The 19,077-nt window shown below is 72.4% G+C and carries 23 protein-coding genes; 16 read left to right on the forward strand and 7 right to left on the reverse strand.

From position 1 onward, the window contains the following. Window positions 1-63: 63 nt before the first annotated feature. Window positions 64-630 (reverse strand): DinB family protein, encoded by a 567-nt coding sequence (locus ACZ6TV_RS43655; RefSeq protein WP_465305563.1) that lies wholly within the window; start codon window positions 628-630, stop codon window positions 64-66. Window positions 631-779: 149 nt separating this feature from the next. Here ACZ6TV_RS43655 and ACZ6TV_RS43660 point away from each other — a divergent pair, with 149 nt between their 5' ends. Continuing rightward, entirely contained in the window at window positions 780-1,364 is a 585-nt protein-coding gene (locus ACZ6TV_RS43660) for a hypothetical protein (RefSeq protein ID WP_465305389.1), read from the forward strand. 7 nt (window positions 1,365-1,371) lie between these two features. Here ACZ6TV_RS43660 and ACZ6TV_RS43665 read toward each other — a convergent pair whose 3' ends face one another. Next, window positions 1,372-1,953 (reverse strand): hypothetical protein, encoded by a 582-nt coding sequence (locus ACZ6TV_RS43665; protein WP_465305391.1) that lies wholly within the window; start codon window positions 1,951-1,953, stop codon window positions 1,372-1,374. A 203-nt stretch (window positions 1,954-2,156) separates the two neighbouring features. On the opposite strand from ACZ6TV_RS43665, the gene ACZ6TV_RS43670 reads away from it, so the two are divergent. The 5 genes from ACZ6TV_RS43670 to ACZ6TV_RS43690 all read left to right on the forward strand — a co-directional run bounded on the left by ACZ6TV_RS43670 (window position 2,157) and on the right by ACZ6TV_RS43690 (window position 6,025). Continuing rightward, entirely contained in the window at window positions 2,157-3,101 is a 945-nt protein-coding gene (locus ACZ6TV_RS43670) for a hypothetical protein (RefSeq protein WP_465305393.1), read from the forward strand. 112 nt (window positions 3,102-3,213) lie between these two features. Then, window positions 3,214-3,582, forward strand: coding sequence for a hypothetical protein (locus ACZ6TV_RS43675; RefSeq protein ID WP_465305395.1), 369 nt, complete (start codon window positions 3,214-3,216; stop codon window positions 3,580-3,582). Further along, window positions 3,572-4,777: a sensor histidine kinase gene (locus ACZ6TV_RS43680; protein WP_465305397.1), complete on the forward strand. Its 1,206-nt coding sequence runs from the start codon at window positions 3,572-3,574 to the stop codon at window positions 4,775-4,777. The genes ACZ6TV_RS43675 and ACZ6TV_RS43680 overlap by 11 nt, the downstream gene beginning before the upstream one ends. Further along, the gene (locus tag ACZ6TV_RS43685; RefSeq protein ID WP_354786338.1) at window positions 4,770-5,405 is read left to right on the forward strand and encodes a response regulator transcription factor; all 636 of its coding nucleotides are present in this window, start codon (window positions 4,770-4,772) and stop codon (window positions 5,403-5,405) included. The genes ACZ6TV_RS43680 and ACZ6TV_RS43685 overlap by 8 nt, the downstream gene beginning before the upstream one ends. Before the next feature lie 17 nt (window positions 5,406-5,422). Next, window positions 5,423-6,025, forward strand: coding sequence for a class I SAM-dependent DNA methyltransferase (locus tag ACZ6TV_RS43690; RefSeq protein WP_465305399.1), 603 nt, complete (start codon window positions 5,423-5,425; stop codon window positions 6,023-6,025). Here ACZ6TV_RS43690 and ACZ6TV_RS43695 read toward each other — a convergent pair. After that, window positions 6,012-6,905: a CehA/McbA family metallohydrolase gene (locus ACZ6TV_RS43695; RefSeq protein WP_465305401.1), complete on the reverse strand. Its 894-nt coding sequence runs from the start codon at window positions 6,903-6,905 to the stop codon at window positions 6,012-6,014. The two genes, ACZ6TV_RS43690 and ACZ6TV_RS43695, sit on opposite strands and share 14 nt — an antisense overlap. A gap of 285 nt (window positions 6,906-7,190) precedes the next feature. Here ACZ6TV_RS43695 and ACZ6TV_RS43700 point away from each other — a divergent pair, with 285 nt between their 5' ends. The 7 genes from ACZ6TV_RS43700 to ACZ6TV_RS43730 all read left to right on the forward strand — a co-directional run bounded on the left by ACZ6TV_RS43700 (window position 7,191) and on the right by ACZ6TV_RS43730 (window position 12,569). Beyond that, the gene (locus ACZ6TV_RS43700; protein ID WP_465305403.1) at window positions 7,191-7,829 is read left to right on the forward strand and encodes a TetR/AcrR family transcriptional regulator; all 639 of its coding nucleotides are present in this window, start codon (window positions 7,191-7,193) and stop codon (window positions 7,827-7,829) included. Window positions 7,830-7,928: 99 nt separating this feature from the next. Continuing rightward, window positions 7,929-8,858: a nuclear transport factor 2 family protein gene (locus ACZ6TV_RS43705; protein ID WP_465305405.1), complete on the forward strand. Its 930-nt coding sequence runs from the start codon at window positions 7,929-7,931 to the stop codon at window positions 8,856-8,858. Continuing rightward, the gene (locus tag ACZ6TV_RS43710) at window positions 8,855-9,607 is read left to right on the forward strand and encodes a nitroreductase family protein (protein ID WP_465305407.1); all 753 of its coding nucleotides are present in this window, start codon (window positions 8,855-8,857) and stop codon (window positions 9,605-9,607) included. Before ACZ6TV_RS43705 ends, ACZ6TV_RS43710 begins: the two co-directional genes overlap by 4 nt. A gap of 76 nt (window positions 9,608-9,683) precedes the next feature. After that, complete coding sequence (locus ACZ6TV_RS43715; RefSeq protein WP_465305409.1) at window positions 9,684-10,391, forward strand: nitroreductase family protein; 708 nt, start codon at window positions 9,684-9,686, stop codon at window positions 10,389-10,391. Then, the gene (locus ACZ6TV_RS43720) at window positions 10,388-11,350 is read left to right on the forward strand and encodes a zinc-binding dehydrogenase (RefSeq protein WP_465305411.1); all 963 of its coding nucleotides are present in this window, start codon (window positions 10,388-10,390) and stop codon (window positions 11,348-11,350) included. The genes ACZ6TV_RS43715 and ACZ6TV_RS43720 overlap by 4 nt, the downstream gene beginning before the upstream one ends. Continuing rightward, the gene (locus ACZ6TV_RS43725) at window positions 11,347-12,081 is read left to right on the forward strand and encodes an enoyl-CoA hydratase/isomerase family protein (RefSeq protein WP_465305413.1); all 735 of its coding nucleotides are present in this window, start codon (window positions 11,347-11,349) and stop codon (window positions 12,079-12,081) included. The genes ACZ6TV_RS43720 and ACZ6TV_RS43725 overlap by 4 nt, the downstream gene beginning before the upstream one ends. Window positions 12,082-12,083: 2 nt before the next feature. Then, on the forward strand, window positions 12,084-12,569 hold the full coding sequence (locus tag ACZ6TV_RS43730; protein WP_465305415.1) for a MaoC family dehydratase: 486 nt from the start codon (window positions 12,084-12,086) through the stop codon (window positions 12,567-12,569). Between the two features lie 258 nt (window positions 12,570-12,827). Here ACZ6TV_RS43730 and ACZ6TV_RS43735 read toward each other — a convergent pair whose 3' ends face one another. The 4 genes from ACZ6TV_RS43735 to ACZ6TV_RS43750 all read right to left on the reverse strand — a co-directional run bounded on the left by ACZ6TV_RS43735 (window position 12,828) and on the right by ACZ6TV_RS43750 (window position 15,463). Continuing rightward, on the reverse strand, window positions 12,828-13,040 hold the full coding sequence (locus tag ACZ6TV_RS43735) for a DUF6289 family protein (RefSeq protein ID WP_465305417.1): 213 nt from the start codon (window positions 13,038-13,040) through the stop codon (window positions 12,828-12,830). A 373-nt stretch (window positions 13,041-13,413) separates the two neighbouring features. Beyond that, window positions 13,414-13,926: a flavin reductase family protein gene (locus ACZ6TV_RS43740; RefSeq protein ID WP_465305419.1), complete on the reverse strand. Its 513-nt coding sequence runs from the start codon at window positions 13,924-13,926 to the stop codon at window positions 13,414-13,416. Continuing rightward, window positions 13,923-14,744: a VOC family protein gene (locus ACZ6TV_RS43745; RefSeq protein ID WP_465305421.1), complete on the reverse strand. Its 822-nt coding sequence runs from the start codon at window positions 14,742-14,744 to the stop codon at window positions 13,923-13,925. Before ACZ6TV_RS43745 ends, ACZ6TV_RS43740 begins: the two co-directional genes overlap by 4 nt. Beyond that, complete coding sequence (locus tag ACZ6TV_RS43750; protein WP_465305423.1) at window positions 14,741-15,463, reverse strand: enoyl-CoA hydratase/isomerase family protein; 723 nt, start codon at window positions 15,461-15,463, stop codon at window positions 14,741-14,743. Before ACZ6TV_RS43750 ends, ACZ6TV_RS43745 begins: the two co-directional genes overlap by 4 nt. A gap of 197 nt (window positions 15,464-15,660) precedes the next feature. Here ACZ6TV_RS43750 and ACZ6TV_RS43755 point away from each other — a divergent pair, with 197 nt between their 5' ends. From ACZ6TV_RS43755 to ACZ6TV_RS43765, 3 genes are read left to right on the forward strand one after another with little or no spacing between them, the layout of a single operon-like run. After that, window positions 15,661-17,181, forward strand: coding sequence for an ABC transporter substrate-binding protein (locus tag ACZ6TV_RS43755; protein WP_465305425.1), 1,521 nt, complete (start codon window positions 15,661-15,663; stop codon window positions 17,179-17,181). Between the two features lie 2 nt (window positions 17,182-17,183). Further along, entirely contained in the window at window positions 17,184-18,029 is an 846-nt protein-coding gene (locus tag ACZ6TV_RS43760) for an ABC transporter ATP-binding protein (RefSeq protein WP_465305427.1), read from the forward strand. Further along, window positions 18,011-19,075: an ABC transporter permease gene (locus ACZ6TV_RS43765; RefSeq protein WP_465305429.1), complete on the forward strand. Its 1,065-nt coding sequence runs from the start codon at window positions 18,011-18,013 to the stop codon at window positions 19,073-19,075. The genes ACZ6TV_RS43760 and ACZ6TV_RS43765 overlap by 19 nt, the downstream gene beginning before the upstream one ends. Window positions 19,076-19,077 lie beyond the last annotated feature (2 nt).

A 19,077-nucleotide genomic window follows, 5' to 3' on the forward strand; every position in this document is an offset into this window, starting at 1 on the left:
CCCGGAGCGCGGCGATGGGTCCGGCTCCTGTCGCGGCACTCGGCATCATCCCCCGGCCGTTGCTCAGCTCCCGTTCCGGCGCACGTCGATGATCATGGCCGCGATGAACGCGACGGCGACGGCGAGAGCGGTGAGAAGCACCGCGGCCGCCGGGGACATACCGAGAGTCAGCAGCACCAGGCCGAAGGCGAGCGCGCAGACGACGGCCGCGGCGATCTTCCAGTCGCCGCCGACGATGAAGTCGTACCTGCCGAGCCAGAGGACCGTGCGTGACTGGACCGCCGGCCAGTTGTAGACGCCGGTGCGGGTCCACTGCGCCGGGCTGAGGCCGCGGAACCCTTGCGCCAGATCGTGCGCGGCCCGCGTCAGCTGCGTCAGTACCAGCTGCGGATCCTGAGCGTTGTAGGCGTCCACGACGACGCGTTCCTCGCGGCCCATCGGCTCGAACTCCGGGTTGTCGGTGCGGAGCGCGAGCGTGAGCCGCTCGCCCTGCACCAGCAGGACGTCGCGGACATGGCAGGTGTACTCCAGCGGCGACCAGACCGCCGGCGCGGGACGGCGACGGGGGTCTCCTGCCTCGGCGAGGGCGGCCGCGAAGCGCGGGCCCGCCGTCTCGAACCGGTGCGGCAGGTCATCCGCGGCGACGGTGTCTTAGACGAAGCCGCATTCGTCGCAGTGCTCCACGTCGAGAACAGTAGGCGTACCGTCGTCGCCGTGACCGGTGAAACCGGTGGAGACCGGTGCAGCGGGTGCCGGCCGCCGTACTACGCTCGCCCGTCATGGAAGCCATCGCACCGATCGCGGACCGTGAAGGGCATGTCGGCGGCATCGAGTCCATGACGGTCGACGGGCGCAGGTGGTTCTTCGGGCTCGACTACAGCATGGACACCGTCGTGTCGCCGCTGATCGGCGACGCGGCGCGGATGGCGGAGTTCGCCGGCGTGCACATGCTGCAGACCGACGGGGCGCACGACGTCGGGTACTGGCGGGACCTGGTCGACTCGTCGGTCGGGGAGTCCGGCATCGTCAGCGAGGACGAGCACCGCACCTATGACAGCGTGACCCTCGCCGCGCAGTGGCTCACGCCGAGCACGCAGCTCGTGTACCTGCTGGGCGCGGCGACCGCATGGGACGACGCGTTCTTCCAGGATCAGGCGGTGCAGGAGGGGCTCGCCACGATCGGCGTGCCGGAGCGTGACCGCGACGAATGGGACTGCCTCGACCGGTGCGCCGCGGCGACCGGCGAGACCAGCCCCGAGGTGCGGGTGGCCGCCGTGCGCCTCATGACGCTGTACTGGCGGCACGTCTTCGACCACCTGCCGGCCAACTGGCCCGGCGTGTTCGCCGCACTCAGGCCGAGCTGACAGCGGGTCAGAACTGCACCGCGACGTCGGTGCGGACGGTCGGGCTGTGCTCGTGGGCGACCGCGAAGGCCCGCTCCTCCGAGTCGTCGCCGTCCTCCATGACGAAGCGGTCGCTCTTCCACGAGCACTCGCACAGCGCCTGGTAGTAGTCGGGTTCGTCGCCGGTACGCCCGGCGAGCAGCCAGACGGCGACCCGGTGGCCGATCTCGAAGCGGTAGTTGCCGTGGATCCACAACGCGAGCACGACCTCGCAGGCCAGCAGCACCCCCGCGGAGAAGCTCTCGCCGGCCCCGACGAGCCGGCCCGGCCCGCCCGCCCCGGTGGCCAGGTCGACGACGAAGTCCAGGGCGTGCCCGGCGACGGCCACGCCGAGCCCCAGCGACGCGACGACGCTGGTCCGGGCCCGCCGCGCCCACACCGCGCCGGCCGCGGCCCCGGCGAGGACACCCGCCCCCACCGTGGTCCAGACGTACGGCAGGCCGGCCATGTGCTCGACCGCCCGCCACACGAAGAATCCGGCCGCCGGCGGGATCAACGCCAGCAGTGCGTAGTGCCCGTTGTTGGGCACCTGCGCCCCACGCCCGAACATGCCGTCATCGTGGCAGCCCGAGTGACGTTCGTCCATCCGCCCGGAGGACCGAAGCACCGGAGGACCGAAGCACCGAAGCACCGGAGGACCGGCTGTCGTCACCGGCCGGCCAGGACGAGCTGGCGGCGGTGCCGGGTGGTCAGCAGCAGCGCGAGCTGCGCACCGGCACCGTTGCCCGGCGGTGCTATCCAGGTGGCATGGGCATGAGCGCCAGGCAGCGGCAGGAGCTGGACGCGGCGTTCCAGCGGCGGGTCGAGCAGCGGCGGCAGGAGTGCGCCGCCAACTTGCAACACGCCGTCCAGGTCGGTCAGGGGCTCGGCCTCGGTGAGCCGCTGGGCATCTACCACACCGAGATCACGCCGCCGCTCGGTACGCGCCGGGTCCTGTGGCTGATCGCGCCGGTCCCGGTCTACGTCGCCGCTGTCGTCGTGCTCGCGTTGCGGGCACCCGACGCGGCGATCCCGGCCCTCGGTGTGTTGCCGGTGCTCGCACCCGCCTATTTCCTCGTGTGCATGCTCGCGGCGCGGCGCGGGCGGTTCACCCGGTGGCTGTACGGCTACCCCGGTGGCCTGGCGGAGGCCGACCCGGACGGGCAGCCGCGCCCGGTCCGCTGGGACGAGGTGACCGACGTCGTCGACGAGTGGACCTCGTCCGGCGGGGAGTCGCCGTCCTCCTGGGACTACGAAGGGTTCCGGCTCACCACCGCCGACGGCCGGACCCTGTCGGTCACGGCGAAGTACACCAACGCGCTCGACCCGTACGGACCGGCCGGCGGTATCGTCGCCGCGCTGTTGCCGGCCGAGGTCGGCGGCGCGGTGCCCCGCTTCCCGTCGATCGGCGACCTGATCACCGGCTACGCCGTGGCCCGGGTCGTGGACCGGCAGGCCGCGGTCGTGCGCGCCGGCGGCGTCCTCGTGCGCGGCGGCGTCCGGGTCACCCGCGACGGGATCGCCGGCCCCAAGGACGCGACACCCACGCCGTGGGCCGCGATCGAACGGGTCGAGCTGCGCCCGGGCCGGGTGAAGGTCCGCCCGGTCACCGGCAGGGCCCGCACGTACGACAACCATCGGGACGGATCCGGATACAGCGTATTGTGCCGGGTGCTGCTGGCGCTGGGCGTCCAGGCGTCGTACGACCCGATGGGATAGTCCCAACGCGATGTCCCACAGGCACGGGACAGCTGCCTCCTGACCGGCGGGTCGCGGGATTCCTACGGTGAGTCCCTCGACAACCCCGATCTGGAGGTTTCTGATGGCTGCCATGACCCGTTCCACCGCGCTGAAGATCGCGGCCGTGCTCTCCGTGCTGGTGGCGCTGATCGGCATCACCCTGTTCGACCTGCCCAACCTGGTCCTCGGCGCGAGCGGGAGCAAGGACCCGTTCGCCATCGTGATCGGCAGCTTCGCCTCCGACGTCGTCGCGCTCGTCGCCGCGTACGGGGCCTGGCGCACCCAGAAGTGGGGTGCCGTGCTGCTGATCGTCGTCAACGCGTTCTGGCTGGTGCAGGCGGTCGGGTCGCTGCTGTTCGACACCACCGGCGAGTTCGTGTTCGCGTCGGCGATGCTGGTCCACCACGTGGCCGTGATCAGCCTGTGCCTCTGGCGGGAGCGGGTCGTGCATGTGGCGTGAGCGGTGGCTGTACCGGGTCCTCTTCCCGTTCCTGATGCTCTGGTACGTGCTGATCGCCGCCGGACTGGTCGCCGTGGTCACCACGTGGCCGGACCGGCCGGTCGCGTCGCTCGCCGAGATCCCGTGGTGGTCCCACGTGATCGCGTTCGCCGTCGTCGTCGTGACGTGGTCACCGGTGGCGGCGCACGTCGAACGCGGCGTCCACCAGCTCTCCTACGGCCAGCGCGACAACACCTACGACGTCGCCGGTCGCGTGTACCGGCAGCTGCAGTCCGGCCCGCACCCCGACGAGCTGCTGCCGAGCGTGACGGCGCTGCTGGCCGAGACGCTGTCCCTGCCGTACGTCGAGATCGAGGCCGACGGGCGGGTCGTCACCGTCCACGGCGCGGTCCCCGACGGTGCCGCCGTCATCGCCATCCCGCTGCGGCACCACCAGGCGACCCTCGGCACGCTGCGGGTGAGCGCCCGCCGCCGCGACTGGCTGTCGGCCGCCGACGTCCGCCTGCTGGAGGACCTGGCCCGGCACGTCGCCGTCACGCTGCACGCGGCCGGGCTCGCGACCGCGCTGCAGGCGTCCCGCGAGCAGCTGGTGACGGCCCGCGAGGAGGAACGCCGGCGCATCCGCCGGGACCTGCACGACGGGCTCGCCCCGACGCTCGCCTCGCTCGGCCTGCAGCTCGGCGTCCTGCAGCACACCCTGCGGTCGGACCCGGCGGCGGCCGAGCAGCTGGCGGGGGAGCTGCGCACCGGTGTGCGGCAGGCGACCGGTGAGATCCGGCGGCTGGTGTACGAGCTGCGCCCGCCGATGCTGGACGAGTTCGGCCTCGCCGACGCGCTGCGCAACCTCAACCCCACCGACGGCCTGGCCCGGACGGTGACCGTCCCGGCGCCGATGCCGGCCCTGCCCGCCGCGGTCGAGGTGGCGATCTACCGGATCACCGCCGAGGCGCTGCACAACGCGGCCCGGCACGCCGCCGCGACCCACTGCACCGTCGAGCTCACCTGCGCACCGGACTCGGTCGCGCTCACCGTCACCGACGACGGCCGCGGCCTGCCCGCGTCCTACCTGGCCGGCGTCGGTCATCGCTCGATGCGCGAGCGCAGCACGGAGCTGGGTGGCACGATCGACATCGGCCCGGCCGACGGCGGCGGCACCCGGGTCGCCGCCACGTTCCCGATGAGGTCACATGCCTGACCCGATCACCGTCCTGATCGCCGACGACCACCCGATGTTCCGCAAGGGCCTGCGCGCGCTGCTGCAGACGATGCCCGGCGTCGAGGTCGTGGCCGAGGCCGCCGACGGCGACGAGGCCATCCGGCTCGCCGAGTCCCTCCGCCCGCGCCTGGTCCTGCTGGACCTGCAGATGCCCGGCGTCGACGGGCTCGCCGCGATCCGCCGCCTCACCGTCCACGACCCGGACCGCCGGATCCTGGTCGTGACGATGTTCGCCGACGACGACTCGGTGTTCGCCGCCCTGCGCGCCGGTGCCCTCGGCTACGTCCTCAAGGACACCGAGGACGAGGAGATGACCCGGGCGATCCTCGCCGTCGCCAACGGTGAGGCCATCTACAGCCCGGCGGTCGCGACCCGCATCATGGCCTTCTTCGCCGGGCGCCCCGCGGAGCCGTTCCCGACCCTGACCGCCAGCGAGCGCAACGTGCTGCAGCTCGTCGCCCGCGGCCTGCCCAACGACGCCATCGCCGCCCGCCTCAACCTCAGCGCGAAGACCATCCGCAACTACGTCAGCAACATCTTCACCAAACTCCACGTCGCCAGCCGCGCCGAGGCCATCGTCCGCGCCCGCGACGCCGGCATCGCCTGACTTGTAGGGTCGTGGCCGTGGAAACGGATCGGGTCCGGCAGTCGTACGCGTCCGTGGCGGACCTCTACATCGAGCTGTTCGGCACCAGGCAGCAGGTGCACCCCGACGACCTGGCCTTCATCGGCCGGCACCTGGCCGGCGCCGGCGGCCCCGTCCTCGACCTGGGCTGCGGTCCCGGGCACATCACCGACCACCTCCGCGGCCTCGGCGCCGACGCGACGGGCATCGACCTGGTCCCCGAGTTCATCGCCCACGCCCGGACCAGCTTCCCGGACGGCACGTACGAGCTCGGATCCCTCGACCGGCTCGACGTCGCCGACCACTCGGTCGCCGGCGTGCTCGCCTGGTACTCGCTGATCCACCTCCGGCCGGATGAGCTGCACGGCGTGCTCACCGAGTTCCACCGGGCCATCGCCCCCGGGGGAACGCTCGTGCTCGGCATGTTCGAGGGCCCCGAGGTGGCCGCGTTCGACCACAAGGTGACGACCGCCTACCGGTGGCCGATGGACGAGCTCTCCGAGCGCCTCACCCGGGCCGGTTTCACCGAGGTCGAACGGCTGCCCCGCCCCGCCGACCCCCAGCACCGCCCGCACTTCGCCGTCGCGGCTACCGCAGGATGACCGGGTTGGTGAGCGCCGCCATGTGACCGCCGGGATGGCGGACCTCGACCCGGACGAACCGCGCCCGGGTCCGCCACCGGACCGTCCCGGCGCCGCCGGCCGGCAGCACGTCGTGGTGTTCGACGCCGTGGTCGGTGTGGAAGCTGACCCGGCCCTCCGGGACGCCCCGGACGCCGACCTCGACCGTGACCGGCCCGGCACCGGCGTCCAGCCGCTCACCGATCCCGGCGCTCCGGCCACCGGCGCTCGCCGTACATGACAGGTGGACCGAGGACGACCCGGCGATCCAGCACCGTCCGGCGCGGATGGCGCCGAGCACGGCATCCGGGTCGAGCGCGCCGGCCCGCACCACCGTCTGCGGGGTGCCGATCTGGTCGCGCAGGTGCACGTCGCTGTTGCCGATCGCGGGCTGCCACCGGCCACTGTGGACACCGTCCGCCAGGCCGCCGCCCCACAGGGCCAGCGCGGCCTCGTTGTCGGCGTTCCACGGCAGATCCGACGCCCACCGCCCGTTCCACACCTCGACGGCGTCGAACCCCCGCATCGGATGCCGGAACGTGCCGCCGGGATACGGCGCGACCGGATGCGCCACGACCCCCAGCCCGCCGACCTCGTGCACCTGCTCCAATGCGTCGACGACGCGCCCGCCGGGCAGCCCGAGCGCCAGCCAGTGCCCGGACCCGGTGACGACCTCCTGCCCGAGGACGACGAGCAGATCGCCCGCGGCGTCCCAAGCCTCGTGCGCACCGCCGGCGTTGTGCTCGGTGACGACGATGAAGTCGAGCCCCGCCCCGCGGGCCGCCTCGACGATCTGCGCCGGGGTGAGCTCACCGCCGTGCGACCGCACCGAATGCACATGACAGTCACCCCGAAACTCCACGACCATCATTGTCCCGGTCACGTGAAATCTGGACGACGCCATCGCCGCCGCGCGCGAGGCCGTCGACGCCGGTTGCCGCGCAGTGATCCGGACGCCGGTGCGGGGCGCGGGACCGATCCGGCGAATCGGACGCGGGGGTGTCGGTCCGGCCGTTGTGCTCGCCTGCTCGCGAAGTGCGCTGCGGCACCGTACCCTGTGCGGACGAACGTCCGAGGGGTTCCGCAGCTAACGTTCCGACCGGACGGTAGGCTTTCAAGTTCCGCAGTGATACACAGGAGGCCGTAGATGGCTCGTGCGACGTCCGCCCGGCCGGAGTCGACCCGTCGCCGGCAGCGGTGGCCCGACGGGTACGACCCGGAGAACACCCGCAAGTCGCTGATCACGAGTGCGCTGGAGCTGTTCGAGAAGCGTGGCTTCGACCGTACGTCGGTGCAGGAGATCGCGGACCAGGCGCAGCTGACGAAGGGTGCGTTCTACCACCACTTCGAGAGCAAGGACGACCTGCTGCGGCACATCCAGGAGGAGTACCTGGAGGCCCAGCTCGCCGCGATCCAGCAGATCGAGGCCGGCAGCGACGACCCGAAGGTGCGGATCCAGGACCTGATCCGGTTCAGCCTGACCAGTGTCGCCGAGTACCGGGCGCACGTGACGATCTTCTACCAGGAGCGGCGGTACCTGACGGGGGAGCTGTTCGCCGAGGTGACCCGCAAGCGGGACCTGGTCGAGGCGGCCTTCGCCGGGATGGTGCAGGACGGCGTCGCCCGGGGTGTGTTCCGCGCGGACGTCGACGCCCGGATCGCGACGTTCGGCCTGGTCGGCATGTGCGCGTGGGCGTATCAGTGGCTCAACCTGAGCGGCCCGCTGAGCGTGGACGAGGTGGCGCGCCAGTTCAGTGCGATGGTCCTGGAGGGCCTGTACGCCTGACGAGCAGCTCAGACTCTTGAGCGGGCCGCACCCGGTGTGATAGATACCTTCCAGTCGGAATGATTGGGGAGGTTCATGACACGGGCGGTTCGGGCAGGCATGGACTTCGTCACGGCCCTCGACAGGGGCAGCCTCGGCGGGCTCGCTCGGCTGTGCGCCCCCGGCGCGACCTGGTGGGTCGACAGCGGACCCGACCGGCGCGGCGGCGACCCGGAGCTGTCGCCCGCCGGCAGCGGACGCTTCCCGCTGCACGGCCTGATGTCCATGGACGAGAAGCTCACCCTGATGCGGTCGCTCGGGCCGAAGGCGTTCCCGACCGGCTGCCGGCAGATCCCGCGCCGGGTGATCGCCGGGACCGGCACCTGCGTCATCGAGGTCGAAGGCCACGGCGTGCACGCCTCGGGCCTGGAGTACGCCAACCGGTACGCGTTCGTGTTCGACGTCGACGCCGCCGGGGCGATCGTGTCGGTGCGCGAATATCTCGACACCATCCACGCCCAGCACGTCGTCGGCGGCGCCGCCCCGGTCCCGCGCACCGGCCTGGACCGCGCGCCGCAGCCCGGTGGGCAGCGACCGGCGAGCGCGGCGGAGGAGCGGGCGCTCGCGCTGTGGCCGGCCCTGGAGCGCGGAGACGTCGACGCGTTCGGCGCGCTCTTCGCGCCGGGCGCCACGTGGTGGACGGACTCCGGCCGGGACCGGGAGCGCGGGCGGCTGCACCGTACCGGCGACATCGCCGCGAACGGCCCGTTCCACGGGGTCGTCGCCATCGACGACAAGCTCGCCGCGATGCGGGCCCGGATCGCCTCCGGTGCCTACGCCTCCGCCGCCGTGGCGGTCACCGCGCACCGGTGGGTCGCCGACGACACACTCGTCGCCATCGAGGCGAGCGGCGACGCGACCCTGGGCGGCGGGCTGCGGTACCAGAACCGGTACCTGTGGGTCGTGGACGTCCGGCCGGACGGCATCGCGCAGGTCCGGGAGTACTGCGACACCCTGCACATCGCCGACCTGATGGGTTACCGAACATGACCGGGCTCCCCTTCACGGACCTCAACCACGTCCTGACCACCACGCGGTCGGTGCGGCTGCGGCTGGACTACGACCGGCCGGTGCCCCTCGACGTGATCGGCGAGTGCCTCCAGCTGGCGCTGCAGGCCCCGACCGGCGGCGCCGCCGAGGACTGGCGCTGGGTCGTCGTCGGCGACCCCGACCGCAAGGCCGAGCTGGCCCGGCTGTACCTGGACGCCTACCTGGAATACGTGCACAAGCCGCTGCACAGCGCCGAGGGCGCCGAGAGCCGGATCGTGCGGGGCCGCCTCGGCGGGGTCGACGAACACGGCGCGGTCAGCGCCCGGACCGCGCGGATCCTCGGCGGCGCCGAGCACCTCGCGCACCACATCGGCCGGGCGCCGTTCCTGGTCATCCCGTGCGCGACCCGGCCCAACCCGGCCAGGGGCGGCCCCGGGACGCACTCCGCCGTGTACGGGTCGCTGTATCCGGCGATCTGGCAGTTCAACCTCGCGCTGCGGGCCCGCGGGCTCGGCACCGTCATCACCACCCTGCACCTGCACCACGCCGCCGCCGCGGCCGCGCTGCTCGGCATCCCGGACGACGCCCTGCAGATCACCATGCTCCCGATCGCCTACACCCAGGGCACCGACTTCAAGGTCGCCGCCCGCAAGCCCGTCAGCGACGTGGCCTTCCTCGACCGGTGGGGCGACCCGCTGCCCTACGAGGACAAGCCCGTCGACCGCCTGACGGGAGAGGACTCCCTATGAGCGAGCTATGCGAGCGAATCATGTTGCAGCGCATCTCGGTGCCTCATGGCGCCGGCGAGCGGAGCGAGGTGGCGGCATGAGCGTCCCTGCCGTGATCACCGATATCGACGAGGTCCTGACCACCACCCGTGCGGTGCGGCACCGCATGGACTTCACCCGGCCCGTCGACCGCGCCGTCGTCGAGCACTGCCTGCGGCTGGCCCAGCAGGCGCCGATGGGCTCCAACCTCGAGGACTGGCGCGTGGTCGCGGTCGACGACCCGGCGCTGAAACGCCGCATCGGGGCGCTGTACACCGAGGTCTGGCACCAGACCGTCGAAGGGCCCCTGGCCGGCGGTGAGGCGGCGACGACCACCCGGCTGTCGCCGTCGGTGCGGCCCGACCCGGTGTCGCAGGACCGGCAGGCGCGGATCCTGACGGCGGTCAAGTACCTCGTCGACCACCTCGAGGAGGTGCCGGTCCTGGTCGTGCTGTGCAGCACCAAACCGGTCCCGCAGCGCCCGCTCGGCGGCACCGCGTCCGGCTACTACGGCTCGATCTTCCCGTTCGCCTGGTCGTTCCAGCTGGCGCTGCGCTCCCGCGGCCTCGGCTCGGTGATGGCGACCGCCCTGGCGCACAAGGCGGGACAGGTGCAGGAGGTGCTCGGCCTGCCCGAGGACTGGCGGCCGATCACGCTGCTGCCGGTCGCCTACACCAAGGGCCTGGACTTCCGGCCCGCCGCCCGTGCCGACCTCGCCGACGTGACCTTCTGGAACGGCCCCACCGAGCGGGCCGGGTCCGCATGAGAGCCGCATACGTCACCGAGCCGTCCCCGGCCGACCCTGTCGCAGCGATCCAGGTCGGCGAGCTCGACACCCCCACGGTCCCCGGCGGCTGGGTCCGCGTCGACGTGAAGGCCGGCGCGCTCAACATGCACGACCTGTGGACGCTGCGCGGCGCCACCCGGCACCCGCGCACCGGCCCGCACGTGCTCGGCAGCGACGCGGCGGGGGTGGCCGGCGGCCGGGACGTCGTCGTCTACCCGGTGCTGCCCCAGCCGGACGGGCCGGCCGGGCGGGCCGTCGCGCACGCGACCCTGCTGCCCGACGCCGGTCACGGCGTCCTCGCCGAACACATCGCCGTCCCGGCCGGCAACGTCGTCGACCGCCCCGCGCACCTGGACTGGGCGGAGGCCGCGAGCCTGCCGACCGCGTGGCTGACGGCCTACCGGATGCTGTTCACCAAGGCCGCGCTCGCCCCCGGCCAGCTCGTGCTCGTGCAGGGGGCCGGCGGGGGAGTGGCGACCGCCGCGATCAGCCTCGCCGTCGCGGCCGGCGCCACCGTCGTGGTCACCTCCCGGTCGGCGCGCAAGCGGCAACGGGCCGTGCAGCTCGGCGCCGCCGAGGCCCTCGACACCGGCGCGCGACTCCCGGAGCCGGCCGACGTCGTCGTCGAGACCGTCGGTGCCGCGACGTTCGAGCATTCGACCCGATCCACCCGCGTCGGCGGCACGATCGTCGTCTGCGGCGGCACCAGCGGCTTCACCGCGAACCTCGACCTGACCCGGGTCTTCGCCCGGGAGATCACCATCCACGGGTCGACGACGGGGTCGCTGGAGGAGTTCCGGGCGCTGCTCGGCTTCGTCGCCGAGCACCGCCTCCGCCCGGCCGTCGACAGCGTCGTCGACCTGGCCGACATCCGGGTCCAGGGGGCGCGGATGCTGGCCGGCACCGCCTTCGGCAAGCTCTGCGTGCGTGTCGCGTGACCTCGGTCGTGCTGACCCGGCGCGGCCCGGCGCTGTGGGCGCGCATCGACCGGCCCGGCGCCGGCAACGCGTGCAGCTCCGCGGTGATGGCCGGCCTGGAGGAGTGGCTCGCCGCGGCCTCGGATCCCGGCGTCCGCGTCCTCGTGCTCACCGGCACCGGCCGCAGCTTCTGCGCCGGCGCCGACCTCACCGAGGCCACCGCGCTGCTGGGCGACCTGCCCGCGCTGCGGTCGTTCCTGGACCGCGGCCGGAGGCTGGTCCGTGCGGTCATGGCGGCAGGTGTACCGACCATCGCCGCCGTCAACGGCGCGGCCTTCGGCGGCGGTCTGGAGCTCCTGCTCGCCTGCGACGTCGCCGTCGCCGCGGACACCGCCCGGATCGGTGACCGGCACATCGCCGTCGGCCAGGTCCCCGGGTGGGGCTCCAGCGTGCTGCTGCCGCTCGCCGTCGGCCCGGCGCTCGCCCGCCGGCTGCTCATCGCGGGCGAGACGTGGACCGGTGAGGACGCCGCCCGCCGGGGACTCGTCAGCGAGGCGGTCCCCGCCGCCGACCTCGAGCGGCACGTCGACGCCCTCGCCGAGCGGATCGCCGCGCTGGACGAGGCGGCGGTGCGGCGCATGCTGCGGGTCGCCCGGCCGGTCGTCGCCGCCGACGCGTGGGACCGCGAATGGACCACCCTCACCGAGCACGTCGCCGCCCTCGCCACCGAACCCGTCGTCGAACCGGAGTAACCATGCGACCCGTCCGCCTCACCACCGTGCCCGCCCCCGGCGACCTGCTCGACCTCGTCGGCCGGGAGCTCGGCGCCAGCGAGCCGCAGGTGATCACCCAGGACCAGGTGGACCAGTTCGCCGACGTCACCAGGGACCACCAGTGGATCCACGTCGACGTCGAACGCGCCCGCTCCGGCCCGTTCGGCACGACGATCGTGCACGGGTTCTTCACCCTCGCCCTGGTGCCGCGCCTGCTCGCCGACATCCTGGAGGTGCAGGCCTACTCGATGGGCGTCAACTACGGCCTGGACCGGGTCCGCTTCGTCAAGCCGCTCCCGCCGGGCGTCCAGATCCAGGGCACCGCGACGCTGCTGTCCGCGAAGCCGATCGAGGCCGAGGCCGGCCGTCCCGCCGGCGTGCAGGCGAAGGCGTCGGTGGTCGTGGAGTTCGCCGAGACCGGCGAGACCTGCTGCGCCGCGGAGATCCTGTTCCGCTACTACAGCTGACCTACGGCTGACCCTCGCCGCCCAGGCGCAGCGGGCCGGCGGCGCGCCGGCTACGACCTGGATGACGGCTTCGGATCCGTCGGCATCCCGGCGACGGAGGACGCGCACTGCGCCGAGCTCATCTCGGTGTTCGTGCAGGACGGCGGTCGCGGCGAAACCGGACCCGGCCGCGATCGAAGTGCTGATCGCAGCGGACGCCGACGTCACCGCCGAGCACGTCACCGCAGTCATCGGCGACAGGTGGGAAGCGGCCGGGCGTCACACCGGGCCGGGGCCGCCACCCCCGCAGCCCTGCACGATGTAGGTCGAGTAGCCGGCTTTGATGCCCCAGTCGAGGACGACGCCTTGGCAGTTCGTGGTGTGCCCGCCCTGCTGGCGGGTGCGCGCGGCGTCGGAGTAGAAGAGCCAGCCGCACATCGTGTCGGCCGGGCACGCACTGTATGCGGCGGCCGGCGTGACCGGCGCCAGCACGAGCGAACCTACGACAACTGCGGATGCCAGCGCGAAGCGACGGAGCAATGAATTCATAAAACGATGTTCGCCAATGTGTGGGCGAAGTGCAAGAGTTCGGTTCCCCCGCTTCGGCGTTCCCGGTCTCTTTACCCGAATGGCGAATTCAGTGCCGCCGCATACCGCACTCAAACCGCCGCGACCGGGTCAATACGGATCGTTGTTGCGGGTCGGGCATGGTCCGATGGAGGCGGTTTTCCCGGCACGTGGGCATGCATGCGGCGCCGCTTCGATACACGTACCAAATTGGACGCAGGGCGCGAACGATGCATCGCGATGCTGGGTAGGACGCCGGCAATGGTGGTCGTGCGGAGGGCAGGAGTGGGGGCCGTGGCTACTCGGTGGGGCCGGTGGGCGCGACGAAGCGGCCGCGGTAGAACGACAGGGCCGGGACCTTCGTCGGTTTCAGGTGCACGTGGTCGATGTCCAGCAGGACGATGACGTGGTCGCCGCTGGTGATCACCTCGTCGCGGACGCCGGCCAGGATCGCCGGGGTGCCGGGCAGCAGGGGGACGCCGTCCGGGCCGGGGGTCCAGGAGACGCCGCTGAGCTTCTCGGCGCCGGACAGGCCCGAGGTGGCGAAGCGGCGGGCGATGTCCTCCTGGTCCTGGCCGAGGATGTGGATCGCGATCCGGTCCGCCGCGACGAGCACCTTGAAGCTCGACGACGACGTCGCCACGCAGAACAGCACCTTGGCCGGGGACAGCGAGACCGACGTGAACGAGTTGACGGTCAGTGCGGCCACGGCGCCGCCGGCCGCCGTCGCGGTCACGGCGGTGACGCCGGTGGGGAAGTGCCCGCAGACCTGGCGGAACTCGGCGGAGTCGAAGAGGGGCTCGGTCGTCATCGGTCCACCGCCGGCTGAGAGGAGTGAGGAGCGTCAGGGCGCAGGCCGCCTTCGAGCTGGACCAGGCACAGGGTGTGCCCACCGGGGTCCTTCACCAGGTGGAGCCGCCCGTGCGGGCTGTCGACGGGGCCGACGGTCGGCATGCCGCCCAGGTCGGTCACCCGGGTCAGCGCGTCGTCGAGGGGGCCGGCGTTGAAGTACGTGATCCACTTCGACGGGATGATGTTCGGCCACTCGTTGTCCAGCTCGAGGACGCCGGCGACGGGCACGTCACCGAGCATGAGGACCGTGTACGGGCGGGCGGTCGGCGAGTCGTCGCGCTGCGACGCGGTGTAGCCGAACAGATCCTGGTAGTAGGCGACCGAGCGTTGCGGCTCGCCGGTGTCCAGTTCGTTCCAGCACAGGGCGCCGACGGTGTTGAGCGTCTGCACCCCCGCGCGGGACTCACCCTGGTACAGGCCGAATGCCGCGCCGAACGGGTCGACGACCACGGCGCCGGTGCCGGCCGCCGGCAGGTAGCGCGGCGGGGTGACGAGCTCCCCGCCGAGCGTGACCGCCCGGCCGGCGGAGCGGGCGACGTCGTCGACGGCGAAGTAGGCGATCCAGCCACGGGGGCGGCCGCCGTGCAGGCCCGCGGCGTCGGAGATGCCGGCGACGTCGTGCCCGTCGACGCTGCACATCCGGTACGTGGTGGCGCCGAGCTGCTCGTGCCGCACGGTCCAGCCGAGCAGCTCGCGGTAGAAGTCCTCGGCCTGCTGCGGGTCGGTGGTGCACAGCTCCACCCAGACGGCCTCGCCGGCCTGGAACGCCCCGGTCATGCCGGCACGCTCGCGACGATCGTGCGGGCGGAGACCTGGTAGGCGTGCTCGGGGGAGCCGGTGGCGAGGCTCGACTCGACCACCTCGACGACCGCGCGCACGGTGTGCGGCGGCACCGCGGCGAGCGCGTCGACGAGGGCGTCGACCTCGCTGTCGAGGTCGTCGGCGGCGACCACCCGGGCGACCAGCCCCCAGTCGAGCAGCTGCGCGGCGGTCGCGGTGCTGGCGCCGGTCACCAGCGCGTACGCGTGCGGGCGGGGCAGCGCCTGGGCGATCATGTGCCCGACGCCGGCGGGCGCGAACCCGAAGCGGGCCTCGGGCAGCGACAGCCGGGCGTCGGCGGCGGCCACCGGCAGGTGGATGGCGCCGAGCAGGCCGGCGCCGAAGCCGATGACCTTCCCGCGGACCGCGCTGACGACGGGCACCGGCAGTCGCCTGATGCGGCCGAGCGCGGTGTCGCTGTCGCGCAGCCCGGCGGCGACGGCGTCCTGGGTGGTGCCGGCGAGCGCGGCGAAGGACGTGGTGTCCCAGCCGCCGCAGAAGTGCCGGCCGGCCATGTCGAGCCGGATCACGGCGCAGGCGTCGTCCGCGGCGGCGGTTTCGAGCGTGGCGACGAGCCCGGCGAGCGCGTCGTCGTCGAAGCAGTTGCCGCGGGCCGCGTTGTCGTAACGGACGCGGGCGACGCGACCGTCGTGTTCGCGGGTCAGGTTGATGGCCACGGCCGGATCATACATACCAGTCGGTATGAAGACAACGGCGCTGGCAGGCGGGGGTGTTTCACAGGAACGTCACGGACGCGACACCGGCGCGACCTGTTGACTTGATACCGGCTGGTCGGTACTTTGTGGCCAGCGTCACGGCCGCGCCTCGCGGCGACATGACGGGTCCATCGTTGTGAAGGACGTCCATAATGCTCATGAACTCCTTGCGATCCCGGCGGCCGTTGGCGCTGGTCGCCTCCCTTGCCCTCGCGAGCGCCTCCCTCACCGCCTGCGGTGACTCGGAGTCCGGCACCGCGCAACCGGCCGGCCCGTTCACCGTCCGGGCGCTGCTCGCGGCCCAGCCCGCGACCCTCGACCCGATCGTCGGCGCCCGGTCGGCCCAGATCGTCTGGGCCACCATGATCGAGCCCCTGATCAACACCGACACCAGCCTCAAGCCGGTCGACACCGGCCTGCTCACGAGCTGGACCCGCACCGACCCGACCACCTGGACGTTCAAGGTGCGGCCGGACATCAGCTTCAGCAACGGCGAGAAGGCCGACGCCGCCGCGGTCGCCAACACCCTCACGCTCACCCGTGACACCGCGGCGTCGCAGCTCAAGTCGTACTTCACCAACGTCGCCGACATCCAGGCGCCGGACGCGACCACGGTCGTGGTGAAGACCAAGACCTCGCAGTACAACTTCGCCGACCTGCTCACCACCGTCTACCTGGTGCCGCCGAAGTACTACGCGGAGAAGGGCTCGGCCGGCTTCGCCGCCGCTCCCGTCGGCACCGGCCCCTACGTGTGGGCCGGCTCCAACGCCGGCCGTGACATGTCGGTCAAGAAGAACCCCGACTACTGGGGCTCGAAGAAGGCGATCAACGACGGCATCACCTTCACCTGGGCGAACGAGGCCGCGCAGCGGCTCGCTCTGATCCAGAGTAAGAGTGTGGACGTCTCCTTCGACCTGCCGCCGGCCCAGGCCACCACGGCCAAGAAGGCGGGCATCGCGGTCACCAGCACCGAGACCGCCATCAAGATCATCGCGTTCCTCGACTCGACGAAGGCCCCCTTCGACGACCCGAAGCTGCGCGAGGCGGCCGCCCTGGCCATCGACCGGGACGCGATCGTCAAGGGCATCTTCGACGGCCAGGCCGTCGCCGACGCCGGCCTGCTCAACGTCAGCCCCGGCCAGCAGCCGGCGCAGAGCGTGAAGGCCGACCCGGCCAAGGCCAAGGAGCTCGTCGGTGCCTCCGCCCCGGCCGTGCAGATCCACTACCCGGCGGCGCAGTACACCAACATCGAAGAGGTCTCCCAGGCCGTCGGCGGCGCCCTCGAGAAGGCCGGCTTCAAGGTCACCTACGTGCCGATCGACTACGGCACCCTGGTCAAGCGGGTCGTCGGCCGTCAGGTCCCCGGCATCTCGATCTTCGCCGGCGTGCCCAACGTCGCCGTCCCGGACTTCTTCGCCAGCGGCTTCATGAAGACCAAGTCGATCACCGGCAACTGCCCGGACGCGCAGCTCGACGAGCTGTCCCAGAAGGCCCTGGAGCAGACCGACGCCGCGGCGGCCGCCCCGATCTACGAGCAGCTCAACACGATCGGCGTGGTCGAGAAGCACTGCTACGTGCCGCTGTACCGGCAGGTGTTCAACTACGCCACCGCCGGCACCGTCAAGGGCCTGGTGTTCGGTCCGCTGAACACCGTCGACTTCACGCAGACGACCCGCTGACAATGACCGACGTCGTGCAGCAGGGGATGCCGGGCGGCGACGCCCGGCACCCCCGTGCCGAGGAGAGCACCGCACCGGTGCTGCAGGTCGACGACCTGGTCGTCGAGCACCGCAACCGGCGCACCGGCGAGGTGTTCCGGGCCGTCGACCACGTGTCGCTGCGCATCGGCGCCGGCGAGAGCGTCGCGGTCGTCGGCGAGTCGGGCTCGGGCAAGACCACCCTCGCGATGGCCGCGACCGGGCTCGGCACCCTCGGCGACGGCGACATCCGGCTGCTCGGGCACTCGCTGGCCTCGGTCGGCCGCAAGCAGCTGCGCCGGCTGCGGCCCGAGGTGCAGGTAGTCTTCCAGGACCCGCACGGCTCGCTCGACCCGCGCCAGTCCGTGCGGTCCGGGCTGCGGGAGCTGCGCTCGCTGCAACCGGAGCGCACGTCGTGGATCGAGGACGCCGCCCTGCTGGAGCGGGTCCGGCTGGAGCCGTCGATCCTCGACCGCTATCCGCACCAGCTCTCCGGCGGGCAGGCGCAACGGGTGTGCATCGCGCGGGCGCTGCTGATGCGGCCCCGGCTCATCGTCGCCGACGAGCCGACCTCCGGCCTGGACGTCTCCGTGCAGGCCGACGTCCTCGCCCTGCTCAAGGAGATCCGCACGACCACCGGCGCGGCCCTGCTCATGATCAGCCACGACCTGGCCGTGGTCCGCTCGGTCTGCGACGTCGTGCACGTCATGTACCACGGCCGGGTCGTCGAGTCCGGGCCCTGCGAGACGGTCTTCGCCCGGCCCGAGCACGACTACACCCGCGAGCTGCTCGCCGCGATGCCAGGAGCACGATGGAGGTCACGGCAGTGAAACCCAGCCCGTTCCCACCGGCCCAGGACGCCCCGGCCGATCCGGTCAACGGCGCCGAGGTCCCGATGGCGAAAGTGACCACAGCGGCAGGAGCGACGGCAGGTCCCGCGGCGCCGAAGCGCCGGCGGGCCGGTGCGGTGCGCCGGGCCGCGGCCCGCGTCGCCGCCCTGCTGGCGTCGCTGCTGATCGCGCTGACGATGGCCTTCATGCTGGGCCGGCTGTCCGGCGACCCGACCACCACCATCCTCGGCCCGATGGCCACCCAGGACCAGCGCGACGCCCTGCGCCACGAGCTCGGCCTCGACCGGCCGCTGCTGGTCCAGTGGCTCGACTACCTCAAGGGCGTCTTCACCGGCGACCTCGGCAACTCGCTGCAGTTCTACCAGCCGAACACCACCATGATCATGGACCGGCTGCCGTTCACTTTGCAGCTCGTCGCGGCCGGCATGGCCCTCGCGATCCTCGTCGGCGTCCCGCTCGGCGTGCTCGCCGCCAGGCGCGAGGGCACCTGGTGGGACCGTGCCGCCTCGACCGTCGCCCTGCTCGGCCAGTCCGTGCCGGTCTTCTGGTTCGGGATGATGCTGGTGGTCCTGTTCGCCGTGAACCTCGGCTGGCTGCCGGCCGGCCAGTCCGGCACCCCCGCCCACCTGGTGCTCCCGGCGCTCACGATGTCGGTGTACCCGATGGCGCAGATCGCCCGCCTCACCCGCGCCTCGATGAGCGAGGCCCTCGCGGAGCCGTACATCGACGCCGCCAAGGCCCGTGGCATCACCGGCCGCCGGGTGGTGTGGCGGCACGCCTTCAAGAACGCCATGATGCCGATCCTCACGATCGTCGTGCTGCAGACCGGCATCCTGCTGTCCGGCGCGGTCGCCGTCGAGTACGTGTACTCCTGGCCCGGCCTCGGGCAGCTCGCCCTGCAGGCCATCCAGTTCCGCGACTTCCCGCTGGTCCAGGCGATCGTCGTGTTCGGCGCCGTCGTCTTCGTCCTGCTCAATCTGCTCGTCGACGTCATCCACTCGATCGTCGACCCGAGGGTGAGGTGACG

Source organism: Dactylosporangium sp. NPDC051087 (assembly GCF_055586325.1).

Coding starts and splice junctions, on each gene's coding strand:
- ACZ6TV_RS43660 (WP_465305389.1), top strand. CDS start 780: ATGGAAGCCATCGCACCGATCGCGGACCGTGAAGGGCATGTCGGCGGC.
- ACZ6TV_RS43665 (WP_465305391.1), bottom strand. CDS start 1,953: ATGTTCGGGCGTGGGGCGCAGGTGCCCAACAACGGGCACTACGCACTG.
- ACZ6TV_RS43670 (WP_465305393.1), top strand. CDS start 2,157: ATGAGCGCCAGGCAGCGGCAGGAGCTGGACGCGGCGTTCCAGCGGCGG.
- ACZ6TV_RS43675 (WP_465305395.1), top strand. CDS start 3,214: ATGACCCGTTCCACCGCGCTGAAGATCGCGGCCGTGCTCTCCGTGCTG.
- ACZ6TV_RS43680 (WP_465305397.1), top strand. CDS start 3,572: ATGTGGCGTGAGCGGTGGCTGTACCGGGTCCTCTTCCCGTTCCTGATG.
- ACZ6TV_RS43685 (WP_354786338.1), top strand. CDS start 4,770: ATGCCTGACCCGATCACCGTCCTGATCGCCGACGACCACCCGATGTTC.
- ACZ6TV_RS43700 (WP_465305403.1), top strand. CDS start 7,191: ATGGCTCGTGCGACGTCCGCCCGGCCGGAGTCGACCCGTCGCCGGCAG.
- ACZ6TV_RS43705 (WP_465305405.1), top strand. CDS start 7,929: ATGGACTTCGTCACGGCCCTCGACAGGGGCAGCCTCGGCGGGCTCGCT.
- ACZ6TV_RS43710 (WP_465305407.1), top strand. CDS start 8,855: ATGACCGGGCTCCCCTTCACGGACCTCAACCACGTCCTGACCACCACG.
- ACZ6TV_RS43715 (WP_465305409.1), top strand. CDS start 9,684: ATGAGCGTCCCTGCCGTGATCACCGATATCGACGAGGTCCTGACCACC.
- ACZ6TV_RS43720 (WP_465305411.1), top strand. CDS start 10,388: ATGAGAGCCGCATACGTCACCGAGCCGTCCCCGGCCGACCCTGTCGCA.
- ACZ6TV_RS43730 (WP_465305415.1), top strand. CDS start 12,084: ATGCGACCCGTCCGCCTCACCACCGTGCCCGCCCCCGGCGACCTGCTC.
- ACZ6TV_RS43740 (WP_465305419.1), bottom strand. CDS start 13,926: ATGACGACCGAGCCCCTCTTCGACTCCGCCGAGTTCCGCCAGGTCTGC.
- ACZ6TV_RS43745 (WP_465305421.1), bottom strand. CDS start 14,744: ATGACCGGGGCGTTCCAGGCCGGCGAGGCCGTCTGGGTGGAGCTGTGC.
- ACZ6TV_RS43755 (WP_465305425.1), top strand. CDS start 15,661: ATGAACTCCTTGCGATCCCGGCGGCCGTTGGCGCTGGTCGCCTCCCTT.
- ACZ6TV_RS43760 (WP_465305427.1), top strand. CDS start 17,184: ATGACCGACGTCGTGCAGCAGGGGATGCCGGGCGGCGACGCCCGGCAC.
- ACZ6TV_RS43765 (WP_465305429.1), top strand. CDS start 18,011: ATGGAGGTCACGGCAGTGAAACCCAGCCCGTTCCCACCGGCCCAGGAC.